This is a genomic window from Halomicronema hongdechloris C2206 (assembly GCF_002075285.3).
GTDB classification, from domain to species: domain Bacteria; phylum Cyanobacteriota; class Cyanobacteriia; order Phormidesmidales; family Phormidesmidaceae; genus Halomicronema_B; species Halomicronema_B hongdechloris.
The window spans coordinates 1348583-1375447 of the sequence record NZ_CP021983.2 but is presented as its reverse complement, the minus strand read 5'-3'; the positions used below and the strand labels follow the sequence as shown (position 1 = coordinate 1375447).

Genomic DNA, 26865 nt, shown 5'->3' with positions numbered 1-26865 from the left:
TGTAGCCAGAAAACATCAGAATTCACACTGGTGATTCCCAGTTTTTAAGTTGTTCTTTCACCCATAGACGTAGTTCTTCATTAGAATCATTAAGTGCCAAATCTGATAAAAGAGCAAAAGCTTGGAAATGATTTGAACAGTGCAAAACTATCGCGCCTAAAATTGTATGGCGTGGACTAACTCGGTAATTATATTTGCTGTCATAGCGAGAATTTTTAACAACTGAAAATAAAAAATCCATGATTTCAGGAGTGCTTTTCGCTAATTGGCCCAAGGCTTGGGCTGCATACCATCGAACTGGTTCGTCTGGATCATTGATTGCGCGATCCTTTAAAGCTTGTATGGTTTTTGCATGATTTGGATAACGAATAAAAAGAGCTTCTAGCGCTATCTTACGAGGGCTAGTCACCAGATTTGGATCATTGATTGAAAACTTTGATGTGCCGAAACGGTTTTTAATAGCAGCTTTCACTAATAATTCCAGTAACATTTCATCATTATTCCAATGTTCTGCAAGTGCTCTGATTGATGCTGAACATATTTCTTGTAATTCAGCATCGCAGGCTTTACTTGCAAGATAGTTGAAAACTTCTTTATAACCTTGTCCCAAAATAGCTATATCGCTAAATATACGATTAAGATAGTCTGCAGTAAGGTTATCCCAAGTATAGTTCCCAAGGCTTTCAACAAAGTCCTCAAGATATTCAAGATGATCTTCGAGGCGAGCAATTAAATTTTGACGAGTCATCTTACTATTGTGGCCATTATTTATCTCTTGGGAAATGGAGATTGCAAAAGCAAGGCTACTACTATTAAAGTTGTAATTTCTACTGAAATATTCAGGGACACTAAAATCCTCGTTCTCAAAATCATTATCAAAATTTTTATTTTCAAAGTCTTCTATGGGTTCGAAAAGGCTGGCTTGTTGGAAAATTGATTGGTTCTCATTTTGACGTATTAAATTCTTGCCCGACTCAAAATGATCAATGAAAAAATCAATTATTTTAGTGGAGATCTTGTTGCTGACCAATCCACAAACTAGTAGTAGAACTTCATGCCATGAGTCATCTTGCCAATATTTACTAAGAATATCGGTTTTCAATTGCTCAAAGGTGATGCTATTTTCCTGAAACTGCTTCACTATAATCGATGCTGCAAAATATTCCTGAAACGTGGGATGGAAAAACGCATACACTGCCTTTCGCCGATTGTCCGCATCCACACCGATTTGATTCAGCCATCCCAACCGCAATGCCATCTGAAACAACGAATCAGGCTCATCCGGTTCGCCCAAAAATTTGCACACAAAATCATGCCGCAGTCGGAACCGGGTTTCCTCCTTATCGATTGCCTCCCGTGCCAACTCACCCAGTGCCGCATTTAACTGCCTTCGTTGCTCCGCTGTCGTCGGAAACCGCTCCCGCTTCCACTCATAAAAATCCGCCACAAACTGCTCATACAATCCAGCCTTCGTTTCCGGTAGCGTTCCCTCTCCCAAATACCAGTTGAAACACAACAAAGTTAGCCGGAGTGGATTCTTCACTAAATCTCGCAGTCGCTCTTTTCCCGGTTGCCGTAATGCCTCACACAACCGCTCTGCCTGCCCTACCTGGGCTTCTGGCAACGCCCCAAACCACTGCCCGACGACCTGCTCTACCTGCTTCGGATAAGTAAACTCCAACGTCCGATAAACGTCGAAAGTATCAAGCGCATGACGTTCTCCGTCCCACAGATTCAACCGACAGGTCAACACGATCCGCGCCTGCGCCAACAAACCTCCCAATCTCACCTGTCGCTCAACCTCATTCAGCGGATTACCCGCTGCTACTGGCATCTCATCCACCCCATCAAGCCACAGCCATACCCGCCCCGCGCGAAACTGCGCCACTAGCGCATCCTTCACTTGTGTCGAAGCTTCCGCCTGTCCCTGCTGCTGCACTACTGCCGGTAACCACTGCTCTAGCAGATAATTCTCCAGAGCTCGCCCCTGCAAACCCGCTAACGACACCCAAATCGCGATCGCCCCTTCAATGTTTTCCGTCACCCACCAGGCCATCTGCTGCAACAGCGTCGTCTTGCCCGCCCCTGGCTCCCCAATGATCACAATCCGTCGCCCCCCACTCCGAGGGCTCTGCCCCTGTCGTAACACCTGCTCCAGAAACACTGCTTGTTCAAACTTCTGAGAAATCTCCGTCTCCTTGTACAGCAACGAGCCTTGCTCTGGGGGCACATCCTCCCGGTGACGCGACACCTTCTTGCGCTCCACCAACCCCAGTGGCACATACACCTGTTCAGTGCGATAGGTGACCCCCTCGGCATGGGTTAAAGGATTTGAGGTCAGACGTTGAACTTGGCGTTCTAAAAGCAATCTGCTGACTTGCGACCAGTTGATTTCTACTACTTGAGACGAGAGTTGCGATCGCAGCAAGTTACGCACTTCCTCAAGCAAAGCTCGATCCAGGCGATCGCCAATTGAAATATCTTTTCCTTCGCCTACAGTGGTGTTGTATTTACCAATTTGCACCACATACTGAATGATTTTCTGGCCATCTTCCGTTTGCCGCCAACTCTTCAAAGCTGCCCCATCTTGCTCAATGCGATTGAGGATTTGGTCTATCAACGGCAGTAACTCGTCAGGTATTGGCATGCGAAGCTAATCGGGTGTTAAGAAAAGTTGACGACGCAAGCTTAAAGACTCCCCTTAAAGATCATACAGTTGGCTATGGTCAAATTCCTGGGTTATGCTCGGGACACATCAGCTTTTTTCGCTAGAAACAAAGATGCTGGATAAACAGGGTGATACATCTGAATCGACTGAAAAGCCTCTAGCCAGAAATGGCCAGTTAACTCCACTACCCCCATCCAATGTCAATCAATCTGTTTCCCAGGATGGGAAATTCAATACGGTCATTGGCGAGGGGACTGATGTTCAGGTGGGACATCGCTACTATGGCCCTACTGCCGCCGATATTCGCGCGATTGTTCAGGCAACTTTGCTGGTACAGAGTGTTCCTTCCGCTACTGAGCTAGCTGAAACACCCCTGGAGGATCCCCCTTTACCTACCCTTGTTTTTGAACCTCAACTGGCAGATCATCTCAATACTCGTCTGGCGGCTCTAGAGGAACTCCGTAAATTAGGACACCTTCCCCAGCAACACCTAGCAGATTTCAATCAAGTCAAAGGAAAGGTCATGCAGCTCATGGAAGTGCAGCAGGAATTGTCTGCCCTTGCCGCTAAGGCCGACATCCTCCTCCAAGCTGGGGTAGACAATCTGACGGCAAAATTGCAAGCTCTCGAAAGCAGCCAGGAAAATAGTCTCGCGGAAGCTCGTTCCCAAACGTGTCTTCAAGAACAAATCAAGCTACTCCAACAGCTCCGCGAGGAATTAGAAGATGGCAAAGTCGTAGCCCGCTGGCTAGATCGGAAGCGGGCTAATGGTTTAGCTAGGTCTTTGGGAAAATATACTTTAGAGCACTATTCTGACATTCAGAATAGTGCGTCTCAAGAAAAAATAGATGCGTTTTACTTTACGCTAGACCAATTTCTAGAAAACCTTGGTCATTGCTTGACTTGGGGACGTAAAAATAGTTTAGAAAACCCTGTTACACCAGTAGTTATTGAAGATGAACTCTATATATTTGCATTGAACTATCTGGGGCTGAATCTGCTTCCAGAAAACTTGCCTTCACATAGTGTTGTTCAGCTACAGGGATACATTGCTTATCTAATTGAGCGTTTGCCTGACTACGAACACATAGACATCGACTAGCGACAGAATTGGAAATTGTATTTGCATGTCATCCAGATTGATCTGCCGTCAAGACTTGCGCTTAAAATTTTTAAGATCTAAAGCGACTTTTTGCTTGATCTCGAAAAGCTTGTCGGCTTTTCCAGCAAGGTTTTGGTGATCATTTTTTGCTTGAGTAAAAGCATCGTCCAGATCACAGTTATCTTCAAAAACTAGCTTTCTAAGTTGCTGCTCAAAATTCTCTTCGGGTGGCATGGCTCCAAAGGATAGGTATATTAAAGACCAATCCCCTCTACTAGAGCCCAAACGATAAACAGGATGCTTCTGTATTTAGTTTTCATAAAGAAATCCGGCTCCTCGGCTATTACATCACAGCAAATTACCGAGGAGACAGGTTTCCTAATCTAAGGAGGCAGATGGCTAAAACTCAGCCAAGCTTCAATTTAGCTCCAGAACTTCTTCAATTCGCGAGCTTGCTTTTCACGTAACTGGCGATCAGCTTCATCAGCCCGTTGCTCATAATCTTGCTGAGACTGATTAGCCGTACTAGTGTCTTCGCATCCGTTTTCTTTAGATCTTTCCAAGCCTGCTTTCAAGCGTTCAAGTGGAGTCATGGATTAGTTCCTTTCAATGGTTCATCACTGTTTAATGCCTGATGGAGCGCTCATCAGCGATCGGACAAAAAAGGATGCATCCAATTTTGTGTAGAGCCCTTAAACGAAACGCATCTAGCTTAGTACAAATACACCATGCAAGCAAATGTTGTAATTGATTCGTAAAGTTGAAGTGGGAGAACGGCAAAAAGCATCCGCTACAGCCCCCGTAACGCAGCCCCCAAAGCGGTTAAACCCTTTAGTATCAAGAGCTGCTGCTTCCTGTAGCTTCTTCGCTGTATCCTCATTCTGGTTAATGACGGGATAGAGCTACTTGATCTGCTGCATGTACTACCAGTTTGCTCATTCCTCTGCTCTGTTTGCCGATAGGGATGGTGCCGTCATTGACGCTCTGAGTAAAGAGAATCTGGATTTTTCCCACCATCTATCCAAAATTTCTCGAAAATTAAACGAGGAGATAGATTGGCCGTAAGTAGAGCAGCAGTTCAGCAAGGGCTACTCTCCATCTCTGAGTAATCAAACTAGACGTTGCCGATTATCAATGAGCGATCGCCTGCAAGACATCATTCAACGCATTGCCTTAGGTGAATACTCCAAGGCAGATATTATGGCATTGCAGCAGGCTCTACAGGGGGAAGAAGGGCGATCGCTGTTTCAATTGGGCAAGTACAACATCACCATCGGCGAAGGCAAAGACATTCAGATTGGCGATCGCACCTTCGTCGAAATCAATGATGCAGCGGTGCAGGCGATCGTCGAGGCAATTCAGAACAGTGCAGCTTCGAAGACGCCAGCGCAGATTGGCTTTCAGTCCTACTTGAGATCGCTGGTTGATACCTACAAAGAGTGGTGGCGTTACTACACGCTGACCGATGCCACTGGCAAAATTCAGGAATCGGAGTCAGAGAGTCCATCCCCCTTTGACTTTGGCTTGATGGTCCAGACTGTTCCGAAAGAAAAGGATTCGGCTGTTTCGGAAGCGAACCCACTTCAGGAGCAGCAGGAGAAAACTGAGCGCTTACCTGTGCTGGAAGGCATTTGCAAATATGCCGATGACCATGTATTGCTAGTCGGACGTCCCGGTTCTGGCAAATCGACAGCGTTGATTCGGCTACTGCTGGAAACGGCCACTCAGGCATTGGAGCAGGGCTCAGGCCAAATTCCCATTTTGGTAGAACTGCGCTACTGGCAAACCTCAGTCATCGATCGCATCCAGGCATTTCTCCACAAACACGATCCCACTCTTTCTCTGGATGACAGTACTCTTACATCGCTACTGCGCCAGGGGCATTTTTTACTCCTAGTGGATGGGTTAAATGAGTTGCCATCCGAAACGGCAAGAACTCATCTGGCAAGCTTTCGGCAGGACTACTCCAAAGTGCCCATGATCTTCACCACCCGAGAGCTGGGCCTGGGGGGAGATCTGGGCATCGAGAAGAAACTGGAAATGCAGTCCCTGACTGAAGAGCAAATGAAGGCGTTTATTCGCGCCTACGTGTCAGACCAGGCCGAGGCAATGCTGGGGCAACTCAGCGATCGCTTGCGGGAGTTCGGCCAAACGCCTTTACTGCTGTGGATGCTCTGCGAGGTCTTTCAGCAGTCGCCTGAGCATCAAATGCCCTCTAACCTGGCGGGGATTTTTCAGGCATTTACCCGGATGTATGAAGACAGCAGTGTGCGAAAGCATGAGGTGACGCTGCTGAAAGGGGATGTGAGACCGCTGAGCGATCGCAGACTCTGGAAACCCGCCCTGCAAGCTCTTGCCGCAGTCATGATGCAGGGAGAAACCCCGGTTGATTTTCGTGTAGCCATCCACCGAGATGAGGCAGAGCAGGAACTCAGCAGAATTTTCTCCAATGAGCAGTTCCCAGTTCGAGATATTTTGGATGACCTGCTCAAGTACCACCTGCTGCAAAACCGCAGTACTGACCAAATTGAGTTTCGCCACCAGCTAATCCAGGAATATTATGCGGCAGAACATTTGCTGCGGCTATTGCCAGACCTAAGCGATGAGGAACTAAAGCGAGACTACCTCAACCTGTTGAAGTGGACTGAACCCATTGCTCTGATGCTGGCACTGGTGGATGAGGAAGCGCAGGCGTTGCGGGTAGTGAAGCTGGCGATGAATGATGTGGATTCAATGCTGGGAGCGAGGCTAGCTGGAAATGCAAAACATAACTTACAGGTTTCGGCAGTAAACTCGGTCAATGATTTGTCAGTCCCTCTAAAACTCAAAATCAAGCTTCTAGGAGAGACAAAATCTTTTGCCGCTATTTCATTTTTGAGCCCACTACTAGAAAGTGATGAAGCCTTTATAAAGAGTGAAACAATAAAAGCCTTAGGAAAAGTAAATACTCTCAGCTCTGTAGATACTCTAAAAAAGGCATTAGAAGATTCAGACGAAGATATTCGTTGGATAGCCGCTTGTGAAGTAGCCAGTTTTGGAGATGAATCAGCTATTCCCGCACTTCAAGAAGCTTTATGTGTTGAAAAGCATCACTTTAGAGCACTTCTTGCCATTGAGAACATAGATAGAGATAAGGTAATACCTCTGTTAGGCGAGACTCTCATACACGCAGATCTTGAAGCTAGACGTAAAGCAATAACAAGTCTTCATTTGCTACTCAACAAAGGGTATGGAGATATTCTTCCTTTCCTAGAAATAGCACTCCATGACGAAGATAGCGTTACTCGACGTTCAGCTGCACACGCGTTAAGAGATGTGGGTGATGAAGAAGCTCTTTCTATACTTGCAAAAGCCTGGCTCGATGATGACATGCAAGTTAGAAATTTTGTTTGTGACTCACTACAGAAAGATGCGCTTGTTTTTTTGGAAAATGATTTAATAAACGCGTTGAAGAGTAATGACTCTGTAGTCAAAAAACGGGCGATAGAGATCGTAACAAAAACTCAGTCGATTTCTGAAACCATAGCAGAAGCGTTATTGAGTGTTGCATTTCTTGACTCAGATTTCCTAGTCCGCAATAGTGCTAGTACGGCCCTAATTATCGTGGATGACTTGACGGTTATGCACGTTCTTGAAAGAGTTCTTACTGAAGATGACTCCAAAACAACCCAGTATAGCTCTAAACATTCAGTGGCAATATCTATATTGTTGCAAAAGCGCAAAAAAGAATCCATTCCAATATTGATCAAAGCTCTACTAAACGAACATGAGAATTTATCTGTCAAAACTTTTGCCATTAAGGCTCTTGGTGAGATAGGCGATTCAACCGTTATTTCATTTCTTAAAGAGAATCTTAGAAGAGCTGAAAAAGAACTTAATGAGACAGGTAACGTGTTTGAGTTTAATCAAATTTATATACAGACTCTCTTGGCTCTAGGAAAACTAGGTGTTGAGAATCTCGATCAGTCTATTATTGAAATTCTAGAAGATTTGTCTTCTACCGAAGATATCCGAAAAGATTGTATCGAAACTTTGGGGAAGATACCTACTGAAGCATCAAGGGGTGCTCTTGTCCGTTCCCTTCATGATCCGAAAATTCAAATCCGATTATCCGCTGCTCTTATCCTTGCTAAGGAAGGAGCTACTGATAGTATTCCAGTCTTGATTGAAGCTTTAGGTTGTCGAAACTCTATTGGATTTGAAGATTCGTCAGTCTCACGTGATGCTATCGGCGCACTATGCGAGCTAGGAGGAGGCTGCCTGACGGCTTTGAAAACGGAGTTAAGTAGTCAAGATTCCCAAGTGCGGAAGAATGCAAGATTAGCGATTAAAAGGATCAGTGGGGATTCAAATGACATTTATCACGATTATCTTTCTACCGAACAATCAACTGGCGATAACGTCAGCATCATGATAGATAGGTTGGTTAATGAGTATAGTTTTGATGAATTAATTGAGGCTCTAAAGATAGCTAATTCTGATGAAGTCTGGAAATTTGCTTCCTCATTGAAAGAAATCATTCAGCCTGATCAAATAGGCTACCTCAGCAAACTTTTATTAGAATCAGATTCGAACAATATTTTCACGTATGTACCCAGCTTGATCTCAACTATCCAGAGTCGCTGCAAGTTCTACAACTACGAAATCTTTCAGAGCATCATTCCCTAAAGAAAAACCATTGTCCTCTACTTCTCCTGCATCCCTGCCGACGCCCCTTTGCAGACCCAACTCGCCAGCCACAGCATCTTACTCAAGAGATCGTGCCGGTGTGCCCTTTAGCCAACTTGTAATGTTGCCTAAAATACATAGGCCTGTCATCACCTGGGCCAACCAAGACGAAGCATTTCAAAAAATTGCTGAAGGCATTCGAGAAATCGCGCTGAATTTGAGGAAAGCAAGGACAACTAGCAGCTGAGAAAAATTAACGCCATGCAACTTCTCGATCTCATTTTTTTGGAAATCGCTGATCAGCGTTCCAATTCAATCTTGTTATTCAACGGCGGTCCTTGCTTCTCCTCATCCAAGTTTCGGAAGCTTAGGTCGCTATTCTGATGCCTTATGGTCTGCACAGAGGCTAGTTGCTGATCGCCATCCTGCTGAATTCTCACCACCTCCCCTGGATTCTCCTTCGCCCTGGACTGCTCTGCCCGCGCAATCAGCCGGTCCAAATCCTCGGAAGCGTAAAGCCTCAGGTCATGCTTCACCCGACTTACCGTCACATAAAAGTTCTCCCGCCCCAGATGCCGATCCAACGCCCCAATCACCCGCTCCGCTGACTTGCCTTGAGCTCCGTAGGTCGTGCTCACCATGGCATAGTCCAGATGGGCCAGCTCTGAACAGCTCAGACTTTCTGTTTTTCCGCTGCCATAATGAATCAGAACCTGCCCATCCTCAATGCCGTAGACCTCAAACTCCTGCCCATTGCGGCGGCCCAGCGTGGCCTGGTTCTTCGTCCATTTCAGACGGTCCCCGATCGCCACCTCAATCTCCTCGATCCTGTACACCGACTTCTTCCCAACCCTGGCTGGATCAACCTGCACAGCAGGTCCCCTCTCAGCCCGCAGGGTCACCACATTCTGCTGCACATCCACTGCAAGCACCTCATACCGCTGTCCCCGCTCCAACCCCCATCGCCTGTAACTGGCCTGGGGCATCAGCACATCACCGACCTGAAAGTGGTGAGCATAGGCCATCTGCACCGAGGTCAAATCCCTGGCCTTGAGCCGCTGCATCAGAACATTCTGGCCTAACTGCCCCTCCGACTTTAGTCCTGCTCGAATTGCTTGAGTGATGGCCAACCGCTCCCGGTTTGTCCCTGCCAGCAGAAGCGTTTTCCGTCGCTCCTCCGGCGTCAGGGTCAGATAGTCATGGGCGATCTCCTGCGCCCTCGCCTCCTCACTACTCACCTGATGAATGTATGGCTTTAGTTGCTGAATTCCTTCCGCAATCTTCCCTTCCGCAATCAGATCTACCCCAGCCTTAATCTGCCGGTTCTTCTGCCGCAAAGACTGATGCAGGTAAGCCGTCACCATCCCTGCCTGCTGCAAGCTCTTGAATGGATTCCCCGCTTCCACTGCTGACAACTGCCGGGTGTCCCCCACCAGAATCACGCGCGCCTGCTGCTCCTGAGCCTGGGTCAGCAGCGCCAGAGCATCTTTTGCGCTTAAAAGTCCCGCCTCATCCACCACCCAGATCTCTGGAAACTGAGAGGGTGTCTCCTGGGGCTGAGCACAGAGCAACGCTGCCACCGTCTCTGTCTGCTGAATCTGGGCCGACTCCCCCAACGACTTTGCCGCCTCCGCACTGGGAGCAAAGCCTCGAACGGTGTACCCTTGAGCCTCCGCAATCCGGCGGAACTGGTTCAAGGCAAAACTTTTCCCGGCTCCTGCCACCCCCTGCCAGGCAATAACGCGATCGCGAGTCGTCGCCGCCAGCAAAATCCCCTCATACTGACCTTGCGTTAACCCCTGATCTGCCAAAGTCGCTGCCACCCAACCTTCGCTGGCAATTGCCCCCACCTGCCCTCGGCCCTCCAGTACCGTCCGAATCGTTTCTAGCTCTCTCAGCACCGCCGTCTGCGTCGTCAACCGCTGATCATCGGTGTGAATTACCTCCGGATCGGTATCGAGGGTCTGCTGCAAGTCCTCAAAGAATTGCTGCCCCAGATGATTCTCCAGGGCAAAGCGCTCCACCTGCTCTCGCCGGAACACCGCCTCCCGCTCGGAGCAATGATTCAGCCCTGCCTGCACCGCCTTTTTCAGATCACTTTGCCAGTCCAGGACCCGAGGCTGGGGATGCTCCAGATGCAAAACCTCGGCTTGCGCCTGCCAGTAAGCTCGCAGTTCCTCCCGGGGAATTTCCTTGCCCTTGGGTGCTCGCGTCATCAGGGTGGCCAGCTCCCGCTCCTGGGCCGTGGCATTCTCTCCCACCGTCGCCAAAATCTGCTCCCGCCGTTTAGAAAAGGTTTGCAGGTCTGCCGGTCGATACCCCTGTAGTTCAAACTGACCATTAGCTCTAGGGTCAATGGCATAGCCCAACCGCTGCACCTCGACTGCCAGTTCGTTCTGGTAAATCATCCCCAGCAGTTTCTGCTGCTTGAACAGAATGTCATTGTGCAGGGACTGCCAGCGTCCGTCTGCCAGTTGCGTGGCATTGATGACGACACAGTGGGTGTGCAACTGCGGGTCTTTCTCCCGAGAGGTGTCGTGGTGAAACTGGGCCACGATGAGATTGCCGGTAGCGATCGCTTTTCTTCCCTCCTCCGTCCGTACTCGCGTCTGGGCATACCGCTCCTCGATGACTTCTAGCGTTCGAGCCATCGCCGTGCGATGAGCTTGCTCCAAGGCTTCGTTGCCTCCGACCAGCGCGGCCAGACTGAGACTTTTCGGCGCACTGAAGGTCAGGTCAATGCCTGCCCGATGCTTTTCGGGATTGATCTTCCGCCCCGACAGGGTTTTGTCGCCCTGAGTACTGTTGCCGTGGAGCAGGTTCTTAAAGGCCTCGCCCTGCACCTGGCCCGATAACCCCAGCGATCTGGCCCCTTTACCCGACCAGGTCGAGTTGGCCTGGTTCTCCTCATTGGAGTAGTAGTTTTCAGCGGTGTAGTAGGTTTCGCCCTGGTTGGGGCTGATCACCGTCAGGCTCAGCATGACCCACCTCCTACCCGCCCACCTGGTCTTGGCGCTTGCGAATCTCCTGAATCAGCGCCTTCCGATTTTCCAGGGCTTGTGGCCCTCGGGCATTGGCTTGCTCCAGAGCGATCGTCTCCAGCAAAATCTGCAGACCTTGAAACCGCACCTGCAACCGCTCGATCCGGGCCTTCAGGTCATCCATCTGGTGCTCCAGTTCGTGACGCTGCTGACCCTCACGCATCATTAACCGAATGATGCTGGCTGCTGGCAATCCCAGCCGATTGGCCTCTTTTTCCACCGCTGCGGCCTCTTCTAGGGGCAGCGATACGCTAAATCCTTTACCCATCAGTTTTTCCGTGAATTCAATACATGAGCGGTGATTCTCAACCACGACTGCATCCCTTACTGAACGGGGTTTCCAGAACCCCCTGGCCCAGGGCTGGGCGTGGTGTGTGGAAGCGAAGCTACGAAACGCAGTGGAGTGGCGTAGCCTCCAATATTCAGTTGCCTGTCGTTCTCTCCCAGAAATCTGCTGTTGAGAAAACGCGCTGATGTCTCCAGTTTTAGCTCAGGTAGAACGCCGACTTTCAGTCATCAGAAATGCTGTGAAATTAGTTCTTGAAAATCACAATTATGAGCAAGTCTACTGCAACCAGCGCAAAAATTCTGGTAAGTCATTTTCAAATCGTGAAAGAGCCTTTTTTAAGTTGTTAATTATGACATGGATCTTTTTCATTGTGGCCTACAGACCATTTTACTTATGGTTAAGTCGTGATCAAGCCGTGCTCCAACACTGCAGTATCGAAGTAATCTGCATCATGTCATTGATGAAATTTACTAGAAATCACAATTCAACCGCGATTAAGTCGTGAATTAAAACGACTCGCCAAAATGAGAGTGTCATTTAGCAATGACAGGGCTCTCTAAATGCCTTCATGTTGTTGATGACAAGTCGTTATTTGGCTTTTATTTATGACTGCAAAGCTCCAGACTTACATTGACATGGGTAGCTCCGCGACCAAGTGTTTTTATTGGCATCGTAAACCTGAATTACTGCACCTGGCTCCGCAAGTGGCTCGCCTCAACCCCTCCCGCCTCGATCGCCTCACGTTAGGCGGACTCACCAGTCAGGAACCGGAAGATAGTGCTTACATCACGGTGGGCAATGGCACCTATGCCGTTGGGGCACTCGCGATCGCTCAAAAGGGCGACTCTGGATTAGCTCTGCCGAAGCGCGATCGCGCCGTCTACAAAATCCTGGCGACATTAGGCGTTATTGCCGACAAGACTTTGAGTAGACATGATTCTGACAACTCTGGTTGTGAGTTCGGAGTTCATTTAGGGTTGCTGCTGCCGCTGGAGGAATACTGGCAAGACCGGAAAGAACTCAAAGCCCAGATGCAAGGGGCAATTTCAGAATTCAGCTTTCGTGGCAAAGTCCTCTCTGGGCAGCTAGAGCGAATCGAGATGCAGCCGGAGGGAGCGGGGCTTTATCTAGCGAAGGGGTTGCAGTTGGCAAAATCGGGTATCAGTATTCGCGATCGCACTGTTGTTGTCCTCATGTTTGGCCACCGCAATCTCTCCATCCTTACCTTCGAGAAGGGCAGCACTCCCCAGGAAACCAACAGCACTTCTCGAGGACCTGGATTTGTGGAGTACCTGAAGCAATGTGCAACTGAATTGCCTGGTGTCGCTCCCGATGACCCAGCTTTGCTCGAAGCCATTCTTCAGAACCATGAAACGTTTCAGATTCCCGGTCGGCAGGAAGCCCTCGATCTGTCTCAAGCCAGCATCTATGCTCGCGAGTTTTACCTGGAGCGAGTCAATCAATTTTTGGTGGAGTGGCTGCCCGCTTCCGAAGTGGACGTGATTGTGGGTGGCGGTGCCGCCTATTTCATCCGTGCAGAGTTAAAGCAGTTTTTTGACCAGCGGGGACTCACTCAGCAGATTGCCTGGGCGGAGACGTTAAGGCCGGAAATGATGGATGTGCTCCGAGGACAGGAGGGGACAGCAGAGCCTGATTTGATTACCAGCGTTCGCTGGGCAGATGTCTATGGGTTGTTCAAGACGTTCATGTACAGCGCTGCACCGGCTCAACCCCGCTAGAGATCGCCTCAACCCGCTCACCCAAGACAAGGACTTGGAAGCATGACCCACGCATTCAGAACCAAAGCCCGAATTCAGTACTCCAGCCAGGATGAGTTGGATGTGGCCGTCATCGATTACTGTCGCGGGCGATCGCGCCATGACCTGCATGCTCGAACGCGATCTGCTTTGAACGGTTTCTATGGTCCCTTTGCCATGGCAGCAATGGCAGCTTCAGAGGATGAGATCCGGCGGCAGGCGATGCGATCGATTCGACAGTTGACGACTCAGATTGCAGAAATCAAAGAGCAATTCTTCCCAGAGTTGCTGTCCCCGGAAGTTTTATCTGAACCACATCGCCTTGATTCATTGGCATTTCATGTAGATCCCAAAGAACGCTGCGCTGGTTCTACCTCCATGAAAATAGTAGAACCCAGCAAAACTGCAGTCTTCCCAGATCAGTCTCTACCCGCTGATGGCCCCGCCGATGAACAACTGCGAGCATTCTTAGGAGACGACGCAGCAATCATGGCAGGGCTCAATCCCTTCATCAATGACTTGACGTGAAATCACCTAAAGCTAGAGAACCTATCCCGGTTGACCGCAAGACCCAAGAGCAGATTGCGGGAACTGCTGTGCTTCTCCTGGAACGGTTCTGTCAAGACCAACCTCTTGGGCAGCGAGTGTTTGAGGGTAAGCAGTTCTACATGATTGTGGAGCGGGGTCGAAATCTGAATATTGAATTCAAGGGAGATAACCACCACCTGCCGGAAACGATTCTGACGCTACGGACCCAGTATAAAAATGGACAAGCCTTTTATGAAATTGAATCCTGGTTAACGCAACAAGACGTCCAGCGACTTACTCTAATTCGACGGTTACTGCAAACAGATTTCGGGGAAAAGAGTATTCAACATGAGCCTTTGATTGAAGCATGAAGGTAGATTAAAATTCTGCGTAATTTTAAGGATTTTATTTGATGACTTAGAAATAATAGTGGGCACCTTAGTAGATAAGGGTCTCAATTTAAGGGCTTAGTGGTCTAATCCCCAATGAATATTTTTGACTTCCGCGATGGATTAATTGGCGACTACAGCAAGTACGTCACCAGCTTCATTCAGATTCGAGACGAGCACATCAAGCAACACGTCGAAGAGAAGCTCAAGTCGGGGGTCCTTTGGCCAGAGCCATTGATTCAACTCAATCCTTCCTTTGAACCGGGGGAATGGATTGATGACCTGGTTGCTCGTGACATTCTCCACGAAGAGTGTTCCTCTATATTCAGAGTCAAAAAAGGTAAAACAGAGAGCAGTGGGTCTGCCCTCAGACTGCACAAGCATCAGTTTGATGCCGTGCTGACAGCCTCAGAAGGCCACAACTATGTCTTAACCACAGGCACCGGTTCAGGGAAAAGCCTGTCCTACATCATCCCTATCGTGAACCATGTGCTGAAGCGGGGTTCTGGAAAAGGGATTCAAGCTATCGTGGTTTACCCCATGAATGCCCTGGCCAACAGCCAGGCCGGAGAACTCCGTAAATTCCTACAGCAAGGCTATCCCGAAGGTTCACCTCCGGTTACCTTCGAGCGCTACACCGGGCAAGAAAAAGAAGACGAACGGCAGCAGATTCTCGACAATCCCCCTGATATTCTACTGACCAACTACGTCATGCTGGAGCTGATTCTGACCCGTCCTAAGGAGCGCAAGCTAATTGAAGCGGCTCAGGGGCTGCAGTTTCTGGTACTGGATGAACTCCACACCTATCGGGGGCGGCAAGGGGCAGACGTTGCCCTGCTGGTCAGGCGGGTGCGAGAGCGCATGGCTGCTGACAGCCTCCAGTGTGTCGGCACTTCCGCCACCCTTGCTAGTGGCGGCACTTATTCAGAACAGCAGGCCGAGGTAGCGAAGGTCGCCACTCAGCTCTTTGGTACTACCGTCAAGCCAGAGCACATCATCGGTGAAACCCTAAAACGGGCTACTCCCGACCGAGAGTTTCAAGACCCTGCCTTTATTCAGGCGTTGAGAACTCGGATTGTCAATCCACCCAATCCCCTCTCTAGTGAGTATGACACCTTTATCCAAGACCCTCTCTCCATTTGGATTGAGGGCACCTTTGGGGTAGAACCTGAGCCCGAAACCGGGCGTCTCGTTAGGGCTAAGCCACAAAGTCTTCTTGGGAAACAGGCGGCGGCTGAATCGTTAAGTCAGCTCATCGATGTCCCTAAGGAACAGTGTGCTGCAGCCATCAAAGAAGGGTTGCTGATTGGGCATAAGGTTAAACATCCTGAGACTGACTTTGCTCCCTTTGCTTTTCGGCTGCACCAGTTCATCAGCAAAGGCGACACGGTCTATGCCTCCCTAGGCACTGAAGAGGAGCGCCATATTACCCTTCAGGCCCAGCAGTTTGTACCGGGCGATCGCAGCCGCATTTTGCTGCCGCTGGTATTTTGCCGTGAATGTGGTCAAGAGTATTACGCCGTCAGGCGCACCCATGACTTCGCGGTTGATCAGGCCAAGCTAGAACCCCGTGAGTTATCCGATACCCAAAACGACAACGTCAGCGAATCTGGCTTCCTCTATCTCAACACCAGAAATCCCTGGCCCACAGACCCAGAAGGCATGCTGAATTTGCTGCCAGAAGACTGGATTGAGGAACATCCCACTCGAGGGCCACGGGTGCGCCAGTCTCGCAAGAAGCATTTGCCTGAACCCATGCACTTCAAGACGGATGGGTTTATTGGGGAACCTGACCTATTCGGCCATTTTCTACCCACGCCCTTTCGGTTCTGCCTGAACTGCGGTGTCTCCTACGGCAGCCGCCAGCGCTCCGACTTTGCGAAATTAGCGTCTCTAGGATCAGAAGGGCGGAGTACCGCAACGACAATCCTCACTCTCTCTTCAGTTCTGAAACTCAAGGGCTCTAACCTGACGGAAACTGCGAAGAAACTCCTCAGCTTTACCGATAACCGCCAAGATGCCTCGCTGCAGGCCGGACATTTCAACGACTTTATTGAAGTGGGGCTCCTGCGGGCAGCCCTATACAAAGCCGTCGAACGAGCCAGTACAGACGGGCTCCGCCATGATGAGCTACCCCAGCGGGTGTTCGATGCCCTCAATCTGCCGTTGGACCTGTATGCCAGTGACCCAGCTGTTAAATACCAGGCCCTAAAAGATACCCATCAGGCCCTTCGGGATGTACTGGGCTACCGGCTTTACCTCGACCTGCGACGGGGATGGCGCATTACCTCGCCCAACCTGGAGCAGTGTGGGCTATTAGAAATTCAATACCTTTCTCTGGAAGATGTTTGCCAGGACGAAGACATCTGGCAGTCCTGCCATCCGGCATTAGTCAGCGCTGCTCCAGAAACCCGCGTGCAGGTGGCTAAAGTACTGCTCGACTTTATGCGGCGGGAGCTGGCCATCAAGGTTGATTATTTAGATGCTCGCTACCAGGAGCGCATCCAACAGCGCAGCTCTCAACGGTTGAAAGACCCCTGGGCGCTGGACGAAAACGAGACCCTGCACTACGCCACGGTCCTATTTCCCCGTTCCTTTAAGCAAGGAGAAGATTTTGGGGGCAATGTTTTCCTGTCATCGAGGAGTGGCTATGGTCAATACTTGCGGCGCACCAGCACGTTCGACAACTTTGGCGAGAGGCTCAAGCTAGAGGATACGGACCAGATTATTCGGGGACTGCTGCAAGGGCTGAAAATCGCGGGTATTGTTGAAGAGGTACTCGCCCCGAAAAAGGAGGGGGAGGTGCCGGGCTATCAACTGGTGGCTTCCGCTCTGCAGTGGACAGTGGGCGATGGAACCACCCCCTTTCATGACCCTACCCGTGTGCCCCAGCTGCCGGAGGGTGGTAGCCGCACCAATGAGTTCTTTGTCGAGTTCTATCGCAAAATCGCGGCCACGACTCAAGGACTGGAAGCCCGTGAGCATACCGCCCAAGTGCCCTCCGATGAACGGGAAAAGCGAGAACAAGCTTTCCGAACCGGGGATCTGTCTATCCTTTACTGTTCTCCCACCATGGAGTTGGGGGTAGACATTGCCGACCTCAACGTGGTCAACCTGAGAAATGTTCCCCCTACCCCTGCCAACTATGCCCAGCGCAGTGGCCGAGCCGGGCGCAGTGGCCAACCAGCCCTGGTGTTTGCCTATTGTTCAACGGGCAGCTCCCACGATCAGTACTTCTTCAAACGCCCCGACCGTATGGTAACGGGAGCTGTCACCCCGCCCCGGCTGGATCTGAGCAACGAAGACTTAATTCGAGCCCACCTGCAGGCGGTCTGGCTAGCGGAAGCTGGTCTAAATCTAGGCTCGTCTCTGAAGGAAATTCTCAAGCTTGACCTGGTCGAGGATGCCCCTACGCTGGAACTGCAGGACCATGTTCTGGCGGCTTTGAATGATGCTGGAGCTAAGCAGAGAGCAAAGAAACGGGCTCATCGCATTCTGGATACTTTGAAGGCGGAGATGGATGACTCCAGCCTGTTCAACGATACCTGGCTGGACAATGTCTTCACTCAAATTGCTCAACGATTTGAGAATACCTGCCAGCGGTGGCGAGACCTTTATCGAGCAGCCCTGGCGCAGTTCAATGTTCAGAACCGAATTATCCAGGATGCCTCTCGTCCGGCCAGGGATAAGGACCAGGCCAAACGGCTACGGCGAGAAGCGGAAGCCCAGCTGGAGCTGCTGACGGTTTCGGATAACCTGGCCCAATCAGACTTCTACAGCTATCGCTATTTCGCCAGCGAAGGGTTCTTGCCGGGCTATAACTTCCCTCGGTTGCCCCTGTCGGCCTACATTCCGGCACGGCGAATGCGTCAGGGCCGGGAGGAGTACCTATCTCGCCCTCGGTTCCTGGCAATATCCGAATTTGGTCCCCGTTCGGTGGTGTACCACGAGGGGTCGAAGTACCTGATCAACCGAGTCATTTTGCCAGTGGAAGGAGACGAGGGCACCCTGTCACTGGGCGAAGTGAAGCCCTGTCCCCGCTGTGGCTATCTGCATCCGGTCAATGACGGGGTAGGGCTGGATAAGTGTGAACGCTGTGCGGCAGATTTGAGTACGTCGTTGCGATCGCTCTTCCGGCTGCAGAACGTCACCACCAAACGCCGCGACAAAATTAACTCTGACGAAGAAGAACGCCTGCGCCTGGGCTACGACCTCTGTACGGGAGTTCGCTTCCCTGAGCGGGATGGGCATCCCTCTTACCAGGTTGCCACGGTGAAACGGAAAGGCAAAGATCTGGCCAAGCTGACCTATGCCCAAAATGCCGAGCTATGGCGTATTAACCTGGGATGGGCTCGCCGCAAGAACAAAGATCAGTTTGGCTTTGTGCTCGATATTGAACGGGGCTACTGGGCTAAGAACGAGCAAGCCACTGAGGAAGAGGATGTCTCTGATCCCCTATCTCCCCGAACATCGAGAGTAATTCCCTATGTGCAGGACAACCGCAACAGCCTGCTGTTTGAGCCGAAGGGCTCCCTCAGACCTGAGCAAATGGCCTCGTTGCAGGCAGCTCTCAAACAGGCTATCCAAGTAACTTATCAGCTTGAAGATAATGAACTAGCTGCGGAACCTCTGCCAAATCGCGACGATCGGCGGCTGATTCTGTTCTATGAATCTGCTGAGGGTGGGGCAGGGGTGTTGAAGCGGCTGTTGAATGACCCAACAGCGCTGGCTTCTGTGGCTAAAGCGGCTTTGGAAGTTTGCCACTTTAATCCAGAAACGGGTGAGGACCTGGGCCATGGACCGCAGTCGGAGGAAAACTGCGAAGCCGCCTGCTACGACTGCTTGATGAACTACAGCAACCAGCGAGACCATGCCCTGCTGGATCGTCAGAGAATTCGCGATGTTCTAATGCAGCTAACGGAAGCTGAGGTGCTGGCTTCCCCATCATCGAAGTCGCGGACTGAGCATTTGGATGGATTGCTCAACAAAACCGATTCCGGTCTTGAGCGGGAGTGGTTGCAGTACCTCCAGGCGCGAGGATATCGCTTGCCCTCTGAGGCTCAGGTGTTGATTCCAGATTGTGGAACTCGGCCTGATTTTCTGTATCGAGATAACGCCACGGTGATTTATGTGGATGGCCCTCACCACGATTTTCCAGACCGGCACAAGCGGGACCAGAACCAGGCTGATTGTCTGGAGGACTTTGGTTACACGGTGCTTCGGTTTGGTTACCGAGCAGATTGGGCAGAAATTCTCAAGAGATATCCCGGTGTGTTTGGGGAAGGATCTGTCACTTCTGATACTGCTACGAGCAATGAGAACAATAAACGTGACGGGCATGTTGACCTTGATCTCTTCGATGCCCGATGGCGGCCCATCATGGAACAACTGGCTCAAGAGCACAACTGGCAAGTAGAAGCCGGTGGGGACGTGGCCGATGGAGGGCGCGTGGTTGGTGAGTATCTGGCTGAGGTTTCAGTTAACGGTCGTTCTATGCGTCTGGTAGATGCTGAGCAACCAGACTTTGAGACTGTTGCAGAACTCTTGAAGGCTCAGGGCTTTGCCGTTTTAGCCGCCCAATCTGAAGATCCCCAACTTATCCAGAACCTTAAAGCGAGTTTTCAGGGAGACCCTACATGACTACGATGACTACCTTTGACAGCACAAAAGAAGGTCTTTCTGACCTTCTTAGAAGCATTCGCAAAGGAGACATTCAGCTCCCTGATTTTCAGCGCGGATGGGTTTGGGACGACGAACACGTTCGGAGCCTTCTGGCTAGCATCTCTCTGTCTTACCCAATTGGCGCAGTCATGATGCTTCAAACTGGCAATGAAGATGTGAAATTTAAGGCCAGACCTATTGAAGGAGTGCAACTCTCCTCCCCTGTTGAAGCAGATCGCCTCATTCTTGATGGCCAGCAGCGTTTAACTTCCTTGTTTCAGGCACTTAACGCAGAACGCCCAGTGCTGACCCGCGATTTACGCGGACGCCCTATTTACCGCTGGTATTACCTTGATATGGAAGCAGTATTGAATCCCAATGTGGAACGGGAAGATGCTGTTGTTAGCCTGCCCGACACCCGGCAAGTCAAGAATTTCCGGGGCGAAGTGATTGAAGATTACTCCACTCCGGAAAAAGAATATGAACGGGGCTTATTCCCTATCAGCCAGGTCTTTGACTGTTCCAATTGGCAGGAGGGACACCAGGAATATTGGGACTACGACAAAGACAAAATTAAGCTTTTCAGCCAGTTCAATAAGGAAATCATCAAACGCTTTGAGCAGTATCAGGTACCTGTGATTTCCCTCGGGAAGGAAACGCCTAAGGAAGCAGTCTGCCAGGTATTTGAGAAGGTAAACACAGGCGGGGTTTCCCTAACTGTCTTTGAATTGCTGACGGCGACCTTTGCCGCTGAAGACTATTTACTGCGCCAAGACTGGGCCGATCGCAAGGCTCGCTTAACAGAATTTCGGATTCTGGAATATATCGAGAGTACTGACTTCTTGCAGTCCGTGACGTTGGTCGCTTCGTTACAGCGGCAGAAAGCCGCGATCACATCCGGCACTCTCCCCGAAAAGGCTCCTGGCATCAGCTGTAAGCGACGGGATATTTTGCGGTTGACGCTAGAGGAATATCAAACCTGGGCAGATCCCATTACCCGAGGATTTCAAGAGGCGGCCAAGCTACTCCATGGGCAAAAGATGTTTACTGCCCGAGACATTCCCTACAAAACCCAGCTTGTTCCCCTGGCTGCCATCTTCACGGTGTTGGGCGAAAAAGCCCTCAACCACGGAGTCAGACAAAAGCTAATCCGCTGGTACTGGTGTGGAGTTTTTGGAGAGCTTTACGGAAGTGCGATCGAAAGCCGTTTTGCTAAGGATTTGCCAGAGGTATTAGCCTGGGTAGATGGAGGACCAGAGCCAGATACAGTAGCGGCAGCCAACTTCATACCGGGTCGGTTACTTGGCTTAAAGACCCGGAACAGTGCGGCTTATAAGGGGATCTATGCTTTGCTCATGCAGGATGGTGCCCCTGATTTCCGTTCTGGTATTCCTATTAATGAGCAAGTTTACTTTGACGAGAAAATCGATATTCACCACATCTTTCCTCAGGATTGGTGTCGGAAAGCTGGCCTGGATTCTAAGCGCTACGACAGCGTTATCAACAAAACGCCTCTTTCTGCGGGTACCAATCGACGGGTCAGCAACAACCCTCCCAGCAAATATCTCGCCACTCTTCAGAAAAGCGCGGAAATTTCCAAGGAAAGGATGGACGCTATTTTGGCAGAGCATCTGATTCCGCCAGACGCCCTCAGAGCTAACGATTTTGAACACTTTTTCAGTGCCCGAGAAGCAGCACTGCTAGACCGCATTGGTAAGGCGATGGGTAAGACCATTGTGCGAGAAGATATTGGCTCCGTAGACTATGACCTCTTTTCATCTCAGTGGCATCCTTTCCTGCAAGCACTTTCCAAGCTTGAAGGGGTAACCATCGAAGCTGGTGGTGATGTAGAAGCCAATGGAGTTGTCGTCGGCACTTTTCTGGCAGAGGTAGCTCAGAACGATAAAGTTCTCCATCTGGTAGATAGCCAAGAACTCTCGGCAGGAGCTATTAAAGCGGCGCTAGAGAGAGCAGGTGCAAAGGTTTTACTTGTTGGCTGTAATCAATTAGAAGCAGCGTTAGCCAGCATCATGATTGCCTTGCAAGAGCAGGAAAAGTTGACTGCCTCGATTGCAACGCCCGAGGTTAGTGAACCAGACGATTCTGACAGAGAACCTCCCGTCGGGTTTCATCCAAAATGCATTGAGCGGGTTTCTCAAGTGTTGGGGTTACCTCTGCTTTCAAAATCACGAACCGCATATGTGACTGAAGATGGCTCAACTGCTGTCGTTTGCACTATTTCTAAAACTCATGAAAATAACGGGGCACCCTCCTACTGGTTTGCGTTTCACCCCTCTCAAAAAGAATTTTTGGAGAACTTCGACCAGGGATACGTGGCTCTAGGCTGTGGCTCACCTGAACAAACCATCCTGGTGCCCTTTCAAGATTTGTCTTCTTTATTAGACGACTTTTGGACGACAGAAAAAGATGACCGCATGTACTGGCATATTCGCATTCATAAGGAAGGCCAGGCACTACAGCTAGATCGCAAACAAGGCATGGGCCGTCTCGACATTACCCACCATCTGCTAAATAGCTGAGGAGGAACACTATGCCTGTACTCATTGACCAATCCCTCCCAGCTGCGGTCGCCCGCCTTGATTCCAACGATGCGAAGCGAGTGTGGAAGTTTTTGGCTAAGTTTATCGAAAACCCAGCTCATCCTAGTCTTAGTTTGGAGCGGGTCACCCAAACCAAGAACGAAAACCTCTGGTCAGGCCGCATCAGCCAAGAATTGAGAGCCATTGTCCACAAAGACAGTGACATCTGGACAGTGCTCCATGCAGACCACCATGACGATGCGTATAAGTGGGCTGAGACTCGTCAGATCGCCCGGCACCCCAAAACCGGAGCACTGCAAATTGTTGAGTCGCCCGATGTAGTGGAGCAGCAGGTTCAATATTTTGTTCCTGAAATCCCTCGCCTCTTCGATGACCATGACAATGATTACCTGGAGAGCCTGGGCGTTCCCACTGATTGGTTACCCACTATTCGCAAAGTTCAGCACATAGACCACCTCTGGAAAGTCGTTGTTAAGCTGCCCGAAGATGTAGGAGAGCGACTGCTGAAACTGGCAGAGGGGGAATTTGTCACGCCTCCAGTTGCGATCGCCCAAAACCAGCCCATTACCGCTAGTCAAGATACCCGGCGTCGTTTCTTTGTAATGGAAAACAACGACGACTTGATGAAAATGCTGGAGGCTCCCCTGGCAACCTGGGTGGCGTTCCTCCATCCTTCCCAGCAAAAGCTGGCTACAGGCAGCTTCGCTGGCCCTGTCAAAGTTTCCGGTTCTGCCGGAACGGGCAAAACCGTGGTGGCGATGCACCGAGCCCGACATCTGGCGCGGCAGGGTAAGCGGGTCTTTTTGACCAGCTATGTATCGACCCTGTGTGAAAACATCGAGCACAACCTAGAGCTGCTATGTACCTCAGAGGAGCGATCGCGCATTACGGTAACGACGGTTCACAGCCAGGGGCTAGCTTTAGCCAAAACAGCGAATTCAGATCTCTATCCCATCAATAACGACGAGATTTGGAAACTTATCGATGAGTATTACCATCCTGGTATCTGTCCCCTAGAACCCGACCTGCTGAAGACTGAATGGGAAACGGTCATTCAGGACCAGGGTGTTACCACCTGGGACGACTACCGCAGTGCTAACCGCACAGGTCGAGGGTTTCCGCTAACGGTTAAGGGACGAAAGCAGGTCTGGCAGATTTTTCAGCGGGTGTATGAAACCTTGAATGAGAAGGGTTGCATGGATTACCCCTCCATTTGCCGTTTAGCTAGGGAGTTAGTCACCACGGGGAAGGTTGAAAGTCCATTCGATGCCGTCATCGTAGATGAACTTCAGGACCTGCGCCCCCAGGAGATTATGCTGCTGGCAGCATTGGCGGGAGACGGGGATGATTCTCTCACTCTGGTAGGCGATGGAGGACAGCGGATTTACAGCACCCCGTTTAGCCTCAAAGCGCTTGGGGTGGATGTGCGGGGACGGTCTCATATTCTCCGGATCAACTACCGCACTACGGAACAAATTCGACAGTTCGCCGATACCATGCTGGGTCACCAGAGCGATGACATGGATGGCGGACAGGAGAGCCGTAAGGGAACGGTCAGTCTTTTGAGTGGACCCAAGCCCGTCATGAAGGGATTTAATACCCAGGAGCAACAACAGGAGTTCTTGGTGAAGCAAATCCAAGCAATTACCCAGGAGGGGTTAGCCCCGGAAGAGGTGGCTATTTTTGCTCGTACTAACAAGGCGATTACTCAGCTTGAGAGTGCATTGAAGGAAGCTGGGCTCAAGTGCCATAACCTGCGGAAGGGGGGAGCACGGGAGTCGGCAGTGAATGCGGGGACGATGCACCGGGCTAAGGGGTTGGAGTTTAAGGCGGTGTTTGTAGTGAATGTATCGGATGACCAGGTGCCGCTGAAATATCTCGTTAATAGGACTAAGGATACTCAGCTACAGAAGGATGTACTGGCTAGGGAGAGGCAGCTTCTGTACGTAAGCCTTACGCGGGCAAGGGATGAACTGTTCATTTGCTGGGTTGGAAAACCTAGCAAATTTCTCAACTAAGCTCTATAAGCCTACTGATGGTTACCGATATGCAGGAGTTTGACAAAACAGGATTAGAAGTTCCGCCAGGAGCGATCGCTAATCAAATCCAAACGCTACTCAAGGAACGATATAAAGAAGGATTTCCCATTATCAAAGAGATTCTTCAAAATGCGAATGATGCGGGTGCAACTCGCTTAGATATGGGGGTAACTCCAGGATTACCCTCAACAGAAGTCGAACATCCTCTCCTAGAACAACCATCTTTATTCTTTGTCAATAATGGTGGATTCCGAGATTCTGATGCAAAAGCGATTGGTTGGATCGGAATCGATTTTAATGCTGGAAATTCAGCCAAGATTGGTAAATTTGGCTTGGGACAAAAGAGCGTTTTCCATTTTTGTGAATCATTCTTTTATATTGCCGAATCAGACCAATTATCAGAAAAAGCTCAAAGCTATCGATTCTTAACCCCCTGGGCAGATGGGCAACCAATGACCCCGCGAGATAAGAGCGCTGTCGAGAACTATTTAGAGGATATTTTAATAACTCAAAACTATTCAAATTATTTCGTTCTCTGGCTACCATTGAGGATCTCAAATCAACCTCGGGCACTCCTGTCTAAAACCTATGATTATCACACAATTCAGCAACATCTGCCCAGGGATTTAGATAGACGAATTAGCACCCTAATTCCTTGTTTAAACTCACTACAATCCATTTACTACTGGGTATTTTCGGCTCTCCTGGGATAATTATGCAGCAGCAGGAGAAAAATGCCAGCAGATGAGGCAGCGGAGCCGAAATCGCTCAAAGTTGGTGAACCCGTAACCAGAGCGCTTGATCAACTTTAGGCGAGTATTGATGCCTTCGACGACACCGCTTGTGGTGCGGTGTTCAAAGTACTGGAGGATTTCGCCAAACCATCGCTTCATCGTTGCCACAGCCTCGGGGTAGAGGGATTGCGCGGTTCCCATCCAGCCCAGGAAACCCGGCAGGGCTTGAGCCCAAGACTGAGCCTCAAATAGAGTCCTAAAGGCTTCTTTGGTCTGATGCATCAAGGCGAGTTTCGGCGAAACAGCTTTGACCTCAACGAGCTTGTCCTGCTGGGTCTTGGTGAGATGGGCTTCTGGCTTGAGGAGGGCATACTTACTGGATTTGAGCGCTGCTTTAGCCGCCTCAGGAGTGACGCCCTCGGCTAAAGCCTCGGGTGTCCGCCGGAGGGCGTTACGGGCTTGATTCAATTCCTGATTGACCAGACTCATGACATGGAAACGGTCGGCCACAATCTCGGCTTGAGGCATCAGGCGATGCACTAAGCCCCGGTAATTGCCGGAGAGATCCATGCTGACTTCTTCAATGTTTGAGAGCACTTCGGCACCCCAGGTGTTGAGCACGGCTTCAATCGCCGCATGAGTCCGCGCTGGAGCCATCCCAATCAGCCTGTGAGTATCGAGGTCACTCAAGACCACAGCAAAGTCCTTGTGACCTTTACGTAGCGCGATTTCGTCGATGCCCAACCGCCGCAATCCACTCAAGTCAATACAGACTTTTTTTCGCTGACATACTCCACCATGGACCAGACGATATCTTCGCTCAACCCGTGCTGTCGCGCCACATTAGCCGTATTACTATGAATCACCTCACTCACCACCACCTCGGCATACCGGTCCGTGTACACCCGACGCGCGCCGACAAACTCCAGCTCCTCGCTGAAGGGTTTACCGCAGGTCGAACACTTAAACTGGCGGCGATTCACCCGTAACCAGGTCTTCCGGTAATGGCTGATGGGTAGGTCACGCACCAGGTAGCCATGATTCTGATGGAGGTGGTGGCTCAAAGTCCCGCAGCGAGGACAGATTGCTGTGTCCCTGTGCGCTTCTACCTCCAGAATCAAGCCATCCTCGCTCTCCTGGTATGACTCCACATCAATGCCAGACAACCCCAAGAGTTCACTCAAGAGAGGTACCATAGCGATACGGTATAGCATCTACTACACCAGCATACTCATTCCTGCAGAGCCGTATTTTCGCATCAAGATAGATTCCAAAAACTGTCAATTCAATTAGAGACTCCAGATCAGCGATTTATCTATCCAAGAACTAAGGGGAATCTTTCAGAGCATAATATAAAACACCCGTTCCGAGGCTCTATCCAACTCTCCAATCATCAGGCTAGGTACGGAGGAGTCGAAGCGTCTTTAC

Annotated in this window: 16 protein-coding genes; 9 read left to right on the top strand and 7 right to left on the bottom strand. The window is 50.3% G+C overall.

Annotated elements, in window-relative coordinates; all coding sequences use genetic code 11:
* Window positions 1-22: 22 nt before the first annotated feature.
* Entirely contained in the window at window positions 23-2647 is a 2625-nt protein-coding gene (locus XM38_RS06305; RefSeq protein WP_202978835.1) for an NACHT domain-containing protein, read from the bottom strand.
* 133 nt (window positions 2648-2780) lie between these two features.
* Here XM38_RS06305 and XM38_RS06300 point away from each other — a divergent pair, with 133 nt between their 5' ends.
* On the top strand, window positions 2781-3770 hold the full coding sequence (locus XM38_RS06300; protein ID WP_080807478.1) for a hypothetical protein: 990 nt from the start codon (window positions 2781-2783) through the stop codon (window positions 3768-3770).
* 48 nt (window positions 3771-3818) lie between these two features.
* Here the strand turns inward: XM38_RS06300 and XM38_RS06295 are convergent, their stop codons facing one another.
* Together XM38_RS06295 and XM38_RS25820 are read right to left on the bottom strand one after the other, a co-directional pair.
* Window positions 3819-4004 (bottom strand): hypothetical protein, encoded by a 186-nt coding sequence (locus XM38_RS06295; protein WP_080807475.1) that lies wholly within the window; start codon window positions 4002-4004, stop codon window positions 3819-3821.
* Window positions 4005-4192: 188 nt separating this feature from the next.
* Window positions 4193-4363: a hypothetical protein gene (locus tag XM38_RS25820; RefSeq protein ID WP_187329308.1), complete on the bottom strand. Its 171-nt coding sequence runs from the start codon at window positions 4361-4363 to the stop codon at window positions 4193-4195.
* A gap of 541 nt (window positions 4364-4904) precedes the next feature.
* Here XM38_RS25820 and XM38_RS06290 point away from each other — a divergent pair.
* Window positions 4905-8438, top strand: coding sequence for a HEAT repeat domain-containing protein (locus tag XM38_RS06290; protein ID WP_080813919.1), 3534 nt, complete (start codon window positions 4905-4907; stop codon window positions 8436-8438).
* A gap of 299 nt (window positions 8439-8737) precedes the next feature.
* Here XM38_RS06290 and mobF read toward each other — a convergent pair whose 3' ends face one another.
* Together mobF and XM38_RS06280 are read right to left on the bottom strand one after the other, a co-directional pair.
* On the bottom strand, window positions 8738-11419 hold the full coding sequence (mobF, locus tag XM38_RS06285; protein WP_080813921.1) for a MobF family relaxase: 2682 nt from the start codon (window positions 11417-11419) through the stop codon (window positions 8738-8740).
* 10 nt (window positions 11420-11429) lie between these two features.
* Entirely contained in the window at window positions 11430-11747 is a 318-nt protein-coding gene (locus XM38_RS06280; protein WP_088429341.1) for a hypothetical protein, read from the bottom strand.
* Between the two features lie 626 nt (window positions 11748-12373).
* Here XM38_RS06280 and XM38_RS06275 point away from each other — a divergent pair.
* From XM38_RS06275 to XM38_RS06245, 7 genes are all read left to right on the top strand, one after another.
* Window positions 12374-13507: a ParM/StbA family protein gene (locus tag XM38_RS06275; RefSeq protein ID WP_080813927.1), complete on the top strand. Its 1134-nt coding sequence runs from the start codon at window positions 12374-12376 to the stop codon at window positions 13505-13507.
* A 42-nt stretch (window positions 13508-13549) separates the two neighbouring features.
* On the top strand, window positions 13550-14053 hold the full coding sequence (locus XM38_RS06270; RefSeq protein ID WP_080813928.1) for a hypothetical protein: 504 nt from the start codon (window positions 13550-13552) through the stop codon (window positions 14051-14053).
* A complete protein-coding gene (locus XM38_RS06265) occupies window positions 14050-14424 on the top strand; it encodes a hypothetical protein (RefSeq protein ID WP_080813930.1) in 375 nt (124 codons plus the stop codon). Before XM38_RS06270 ends, XM38_RS06265 begins: the two co-directional genes overlap by 4 nt.
* Before the next feature lie 114 nt (window positions 14425-14538).
* Entirely contained in the window at window positions 14539-20082 is a 5544-nt protein-coding gene (locus XM38_RS06260) for a DEAD/DEAH box helicase (RefSeq protein ID WP_080813931.1), read from the top strand.
* A 5-nt stretch (window positions 20083-20087) separates the two neighbouring features.
* The gene (locus XM38_RS06255; protein ID WP_202978834.1) at window positions 20088-22643 is read left to right on the top strand and encodes a GmrSD restriction endonuclease domain-containing protein; all 2556 of its coding nucleotides are present in this window, start codon (window positions 20088-20090) and stop codon (window positions 22641-22643) included.
* Window positions 22644-22654: 11 nt separating this feature from the next.
* A complete protein-coding gene (locus XM38_RS06250) occupies window positions 22655-24682 on the top strand; it encodes a 3'-5' exonuclease (protein ID WP_080813935.1) in 2028 nt (675 codons plus the stop codon).
* A gap of 17 nt (window positions 24683-24699) precedes the next feature.
* Window positions 24700-25416, top strand: a complete 717-nt coding sequence (locus XM38_RS06245) for a sacsin N-terminal ATP-binding-like domain-containing protein (protein WP_080813937.1) — start codon at window positions 24700-24702, stop codon at window positions 25414-25416.
* Here XM38_RS06245 and XM38_RS26315 read toward each other — a convergent pair whose 3' ends face one another.
* Both XM38_RS26315 and XM38_RS26310 read right to left on the bottom strand, forming a co-directional pair.
* On the bottom strand, window positions 25417-26181 hold the full coding sequence (locus XM38_RS26315; protein ID WP_202978833.1) for an ISL3 family transposase: 765 nt from the start codon (window positions 26179-26181) through the stop codon (window positions 25417-25419).
* Window positions 26182-26195: 14 nt separating this feature from the next.
* Window positions 26196-26633, bottom strand: coding sequence for a helix-turn-helix domain-containing protein (locus tag XM38_RS26310; protein WP_202978832.1), 438 nt, complete (start codon window positions 26631-26633; stop codon window positions 26196-26198).
* Between the last annotated feature and the right edge of the window lie 232 nt (window positions 26634-26865).

Coding starts and splice junctions, on each gene's coding strand:
- mobF (WP_080813921.1), bottom strand. CDS start 11,419: ATGCTGAGCCTGACGGTGATCAGCCCCAACCAGGGCGAAACCTACTAC.
- XM38_RS06275 (WP_080813927.1), top strand. CDS start 12,374: ATGACTGCAAAGCTCCAGACTTACATTGACATGGGTAGCTCCGCGACC.
- XM38_RS06305 (WP_202978835.1), bottom strand. CDS start 2,647: ATGCCAATACCTGACGAGTTACTGCCGTTGATAGACCAAATCCTCAAT.
- XM38_RS06290 (WP_080813919.1), top strand. CDS start 4,905: ATGAGCGATCGCCTGCAAGACATCATTCAACGCATTGCCTTAGGTGAA.
- XM38_RS06295 (WP_080807475.1), bottom strand. CDS start 4,004: ATGCCACCCGAAGAGAATTTTGAGCAGCAACTTAGAAAGCTAGTTTTT.
- XM38_RS25820 (WP_187329308.1), bottom strand. CDS start 4,363: ATGACTCCACTTGAACGCTTGAAAGCAGGCTTGGAAAGATCTAAAGAA.
- XM38_RS06245 (WP_080813937.1), top strand. CDS start 24,700: ATGGTTACCGATATGCAGGAGTTTGACAAAACAGGATTAGAAGTTCCG.
- XM38_RS06260 (WP_080813931.1), top strand. CDS start 14,539: ATGAATATTTTTGACTTCCGCGATGGATTAATTGGCGACTACAGCAAG.
- XM38_RS06280 (WP_088429341.1), bottom strand. CDS start 11,747: ATGGGTAAAGGATTTAGCGTATCGCTGCCCCTAGAAGAGGCCGCAGCG.
- XM38_RS26310 (WP_202978832.1), bottom strand. CDS start 26,633: ATGGTACCTCTCTTGAGTGAACTCTTGGGGTTGTCTGGCATTGATGTG.
- XM38_RS06250 (WP_080813935.1), top strand. CDS start 22,655: ATGCCTGTACTCATTGACCAATCCCTCCCAGCTGCGGTCGCCCGCCTT.
- XM38_RS06255 (WP_202978834.1), top strand. CDS start 20,088: ATGACTACCTTTGACAGCACAAAAGAAGGTCTTTCTGACCTTCTTAGA.
- XM38_RS06300 (WP_080807478.1), top strand. CDS start 2,781: ATGCTGGATAAACAGGGTGATACATCTGAATCGACTGAAAAGCCTCTA.
- XM38_RS06270 (WP_080813928.1), top strand. CDS start 13,550: ATGACCCACGCATTCAGAACCAAAGCCCGAATTCAGTACTCCAGCCAG.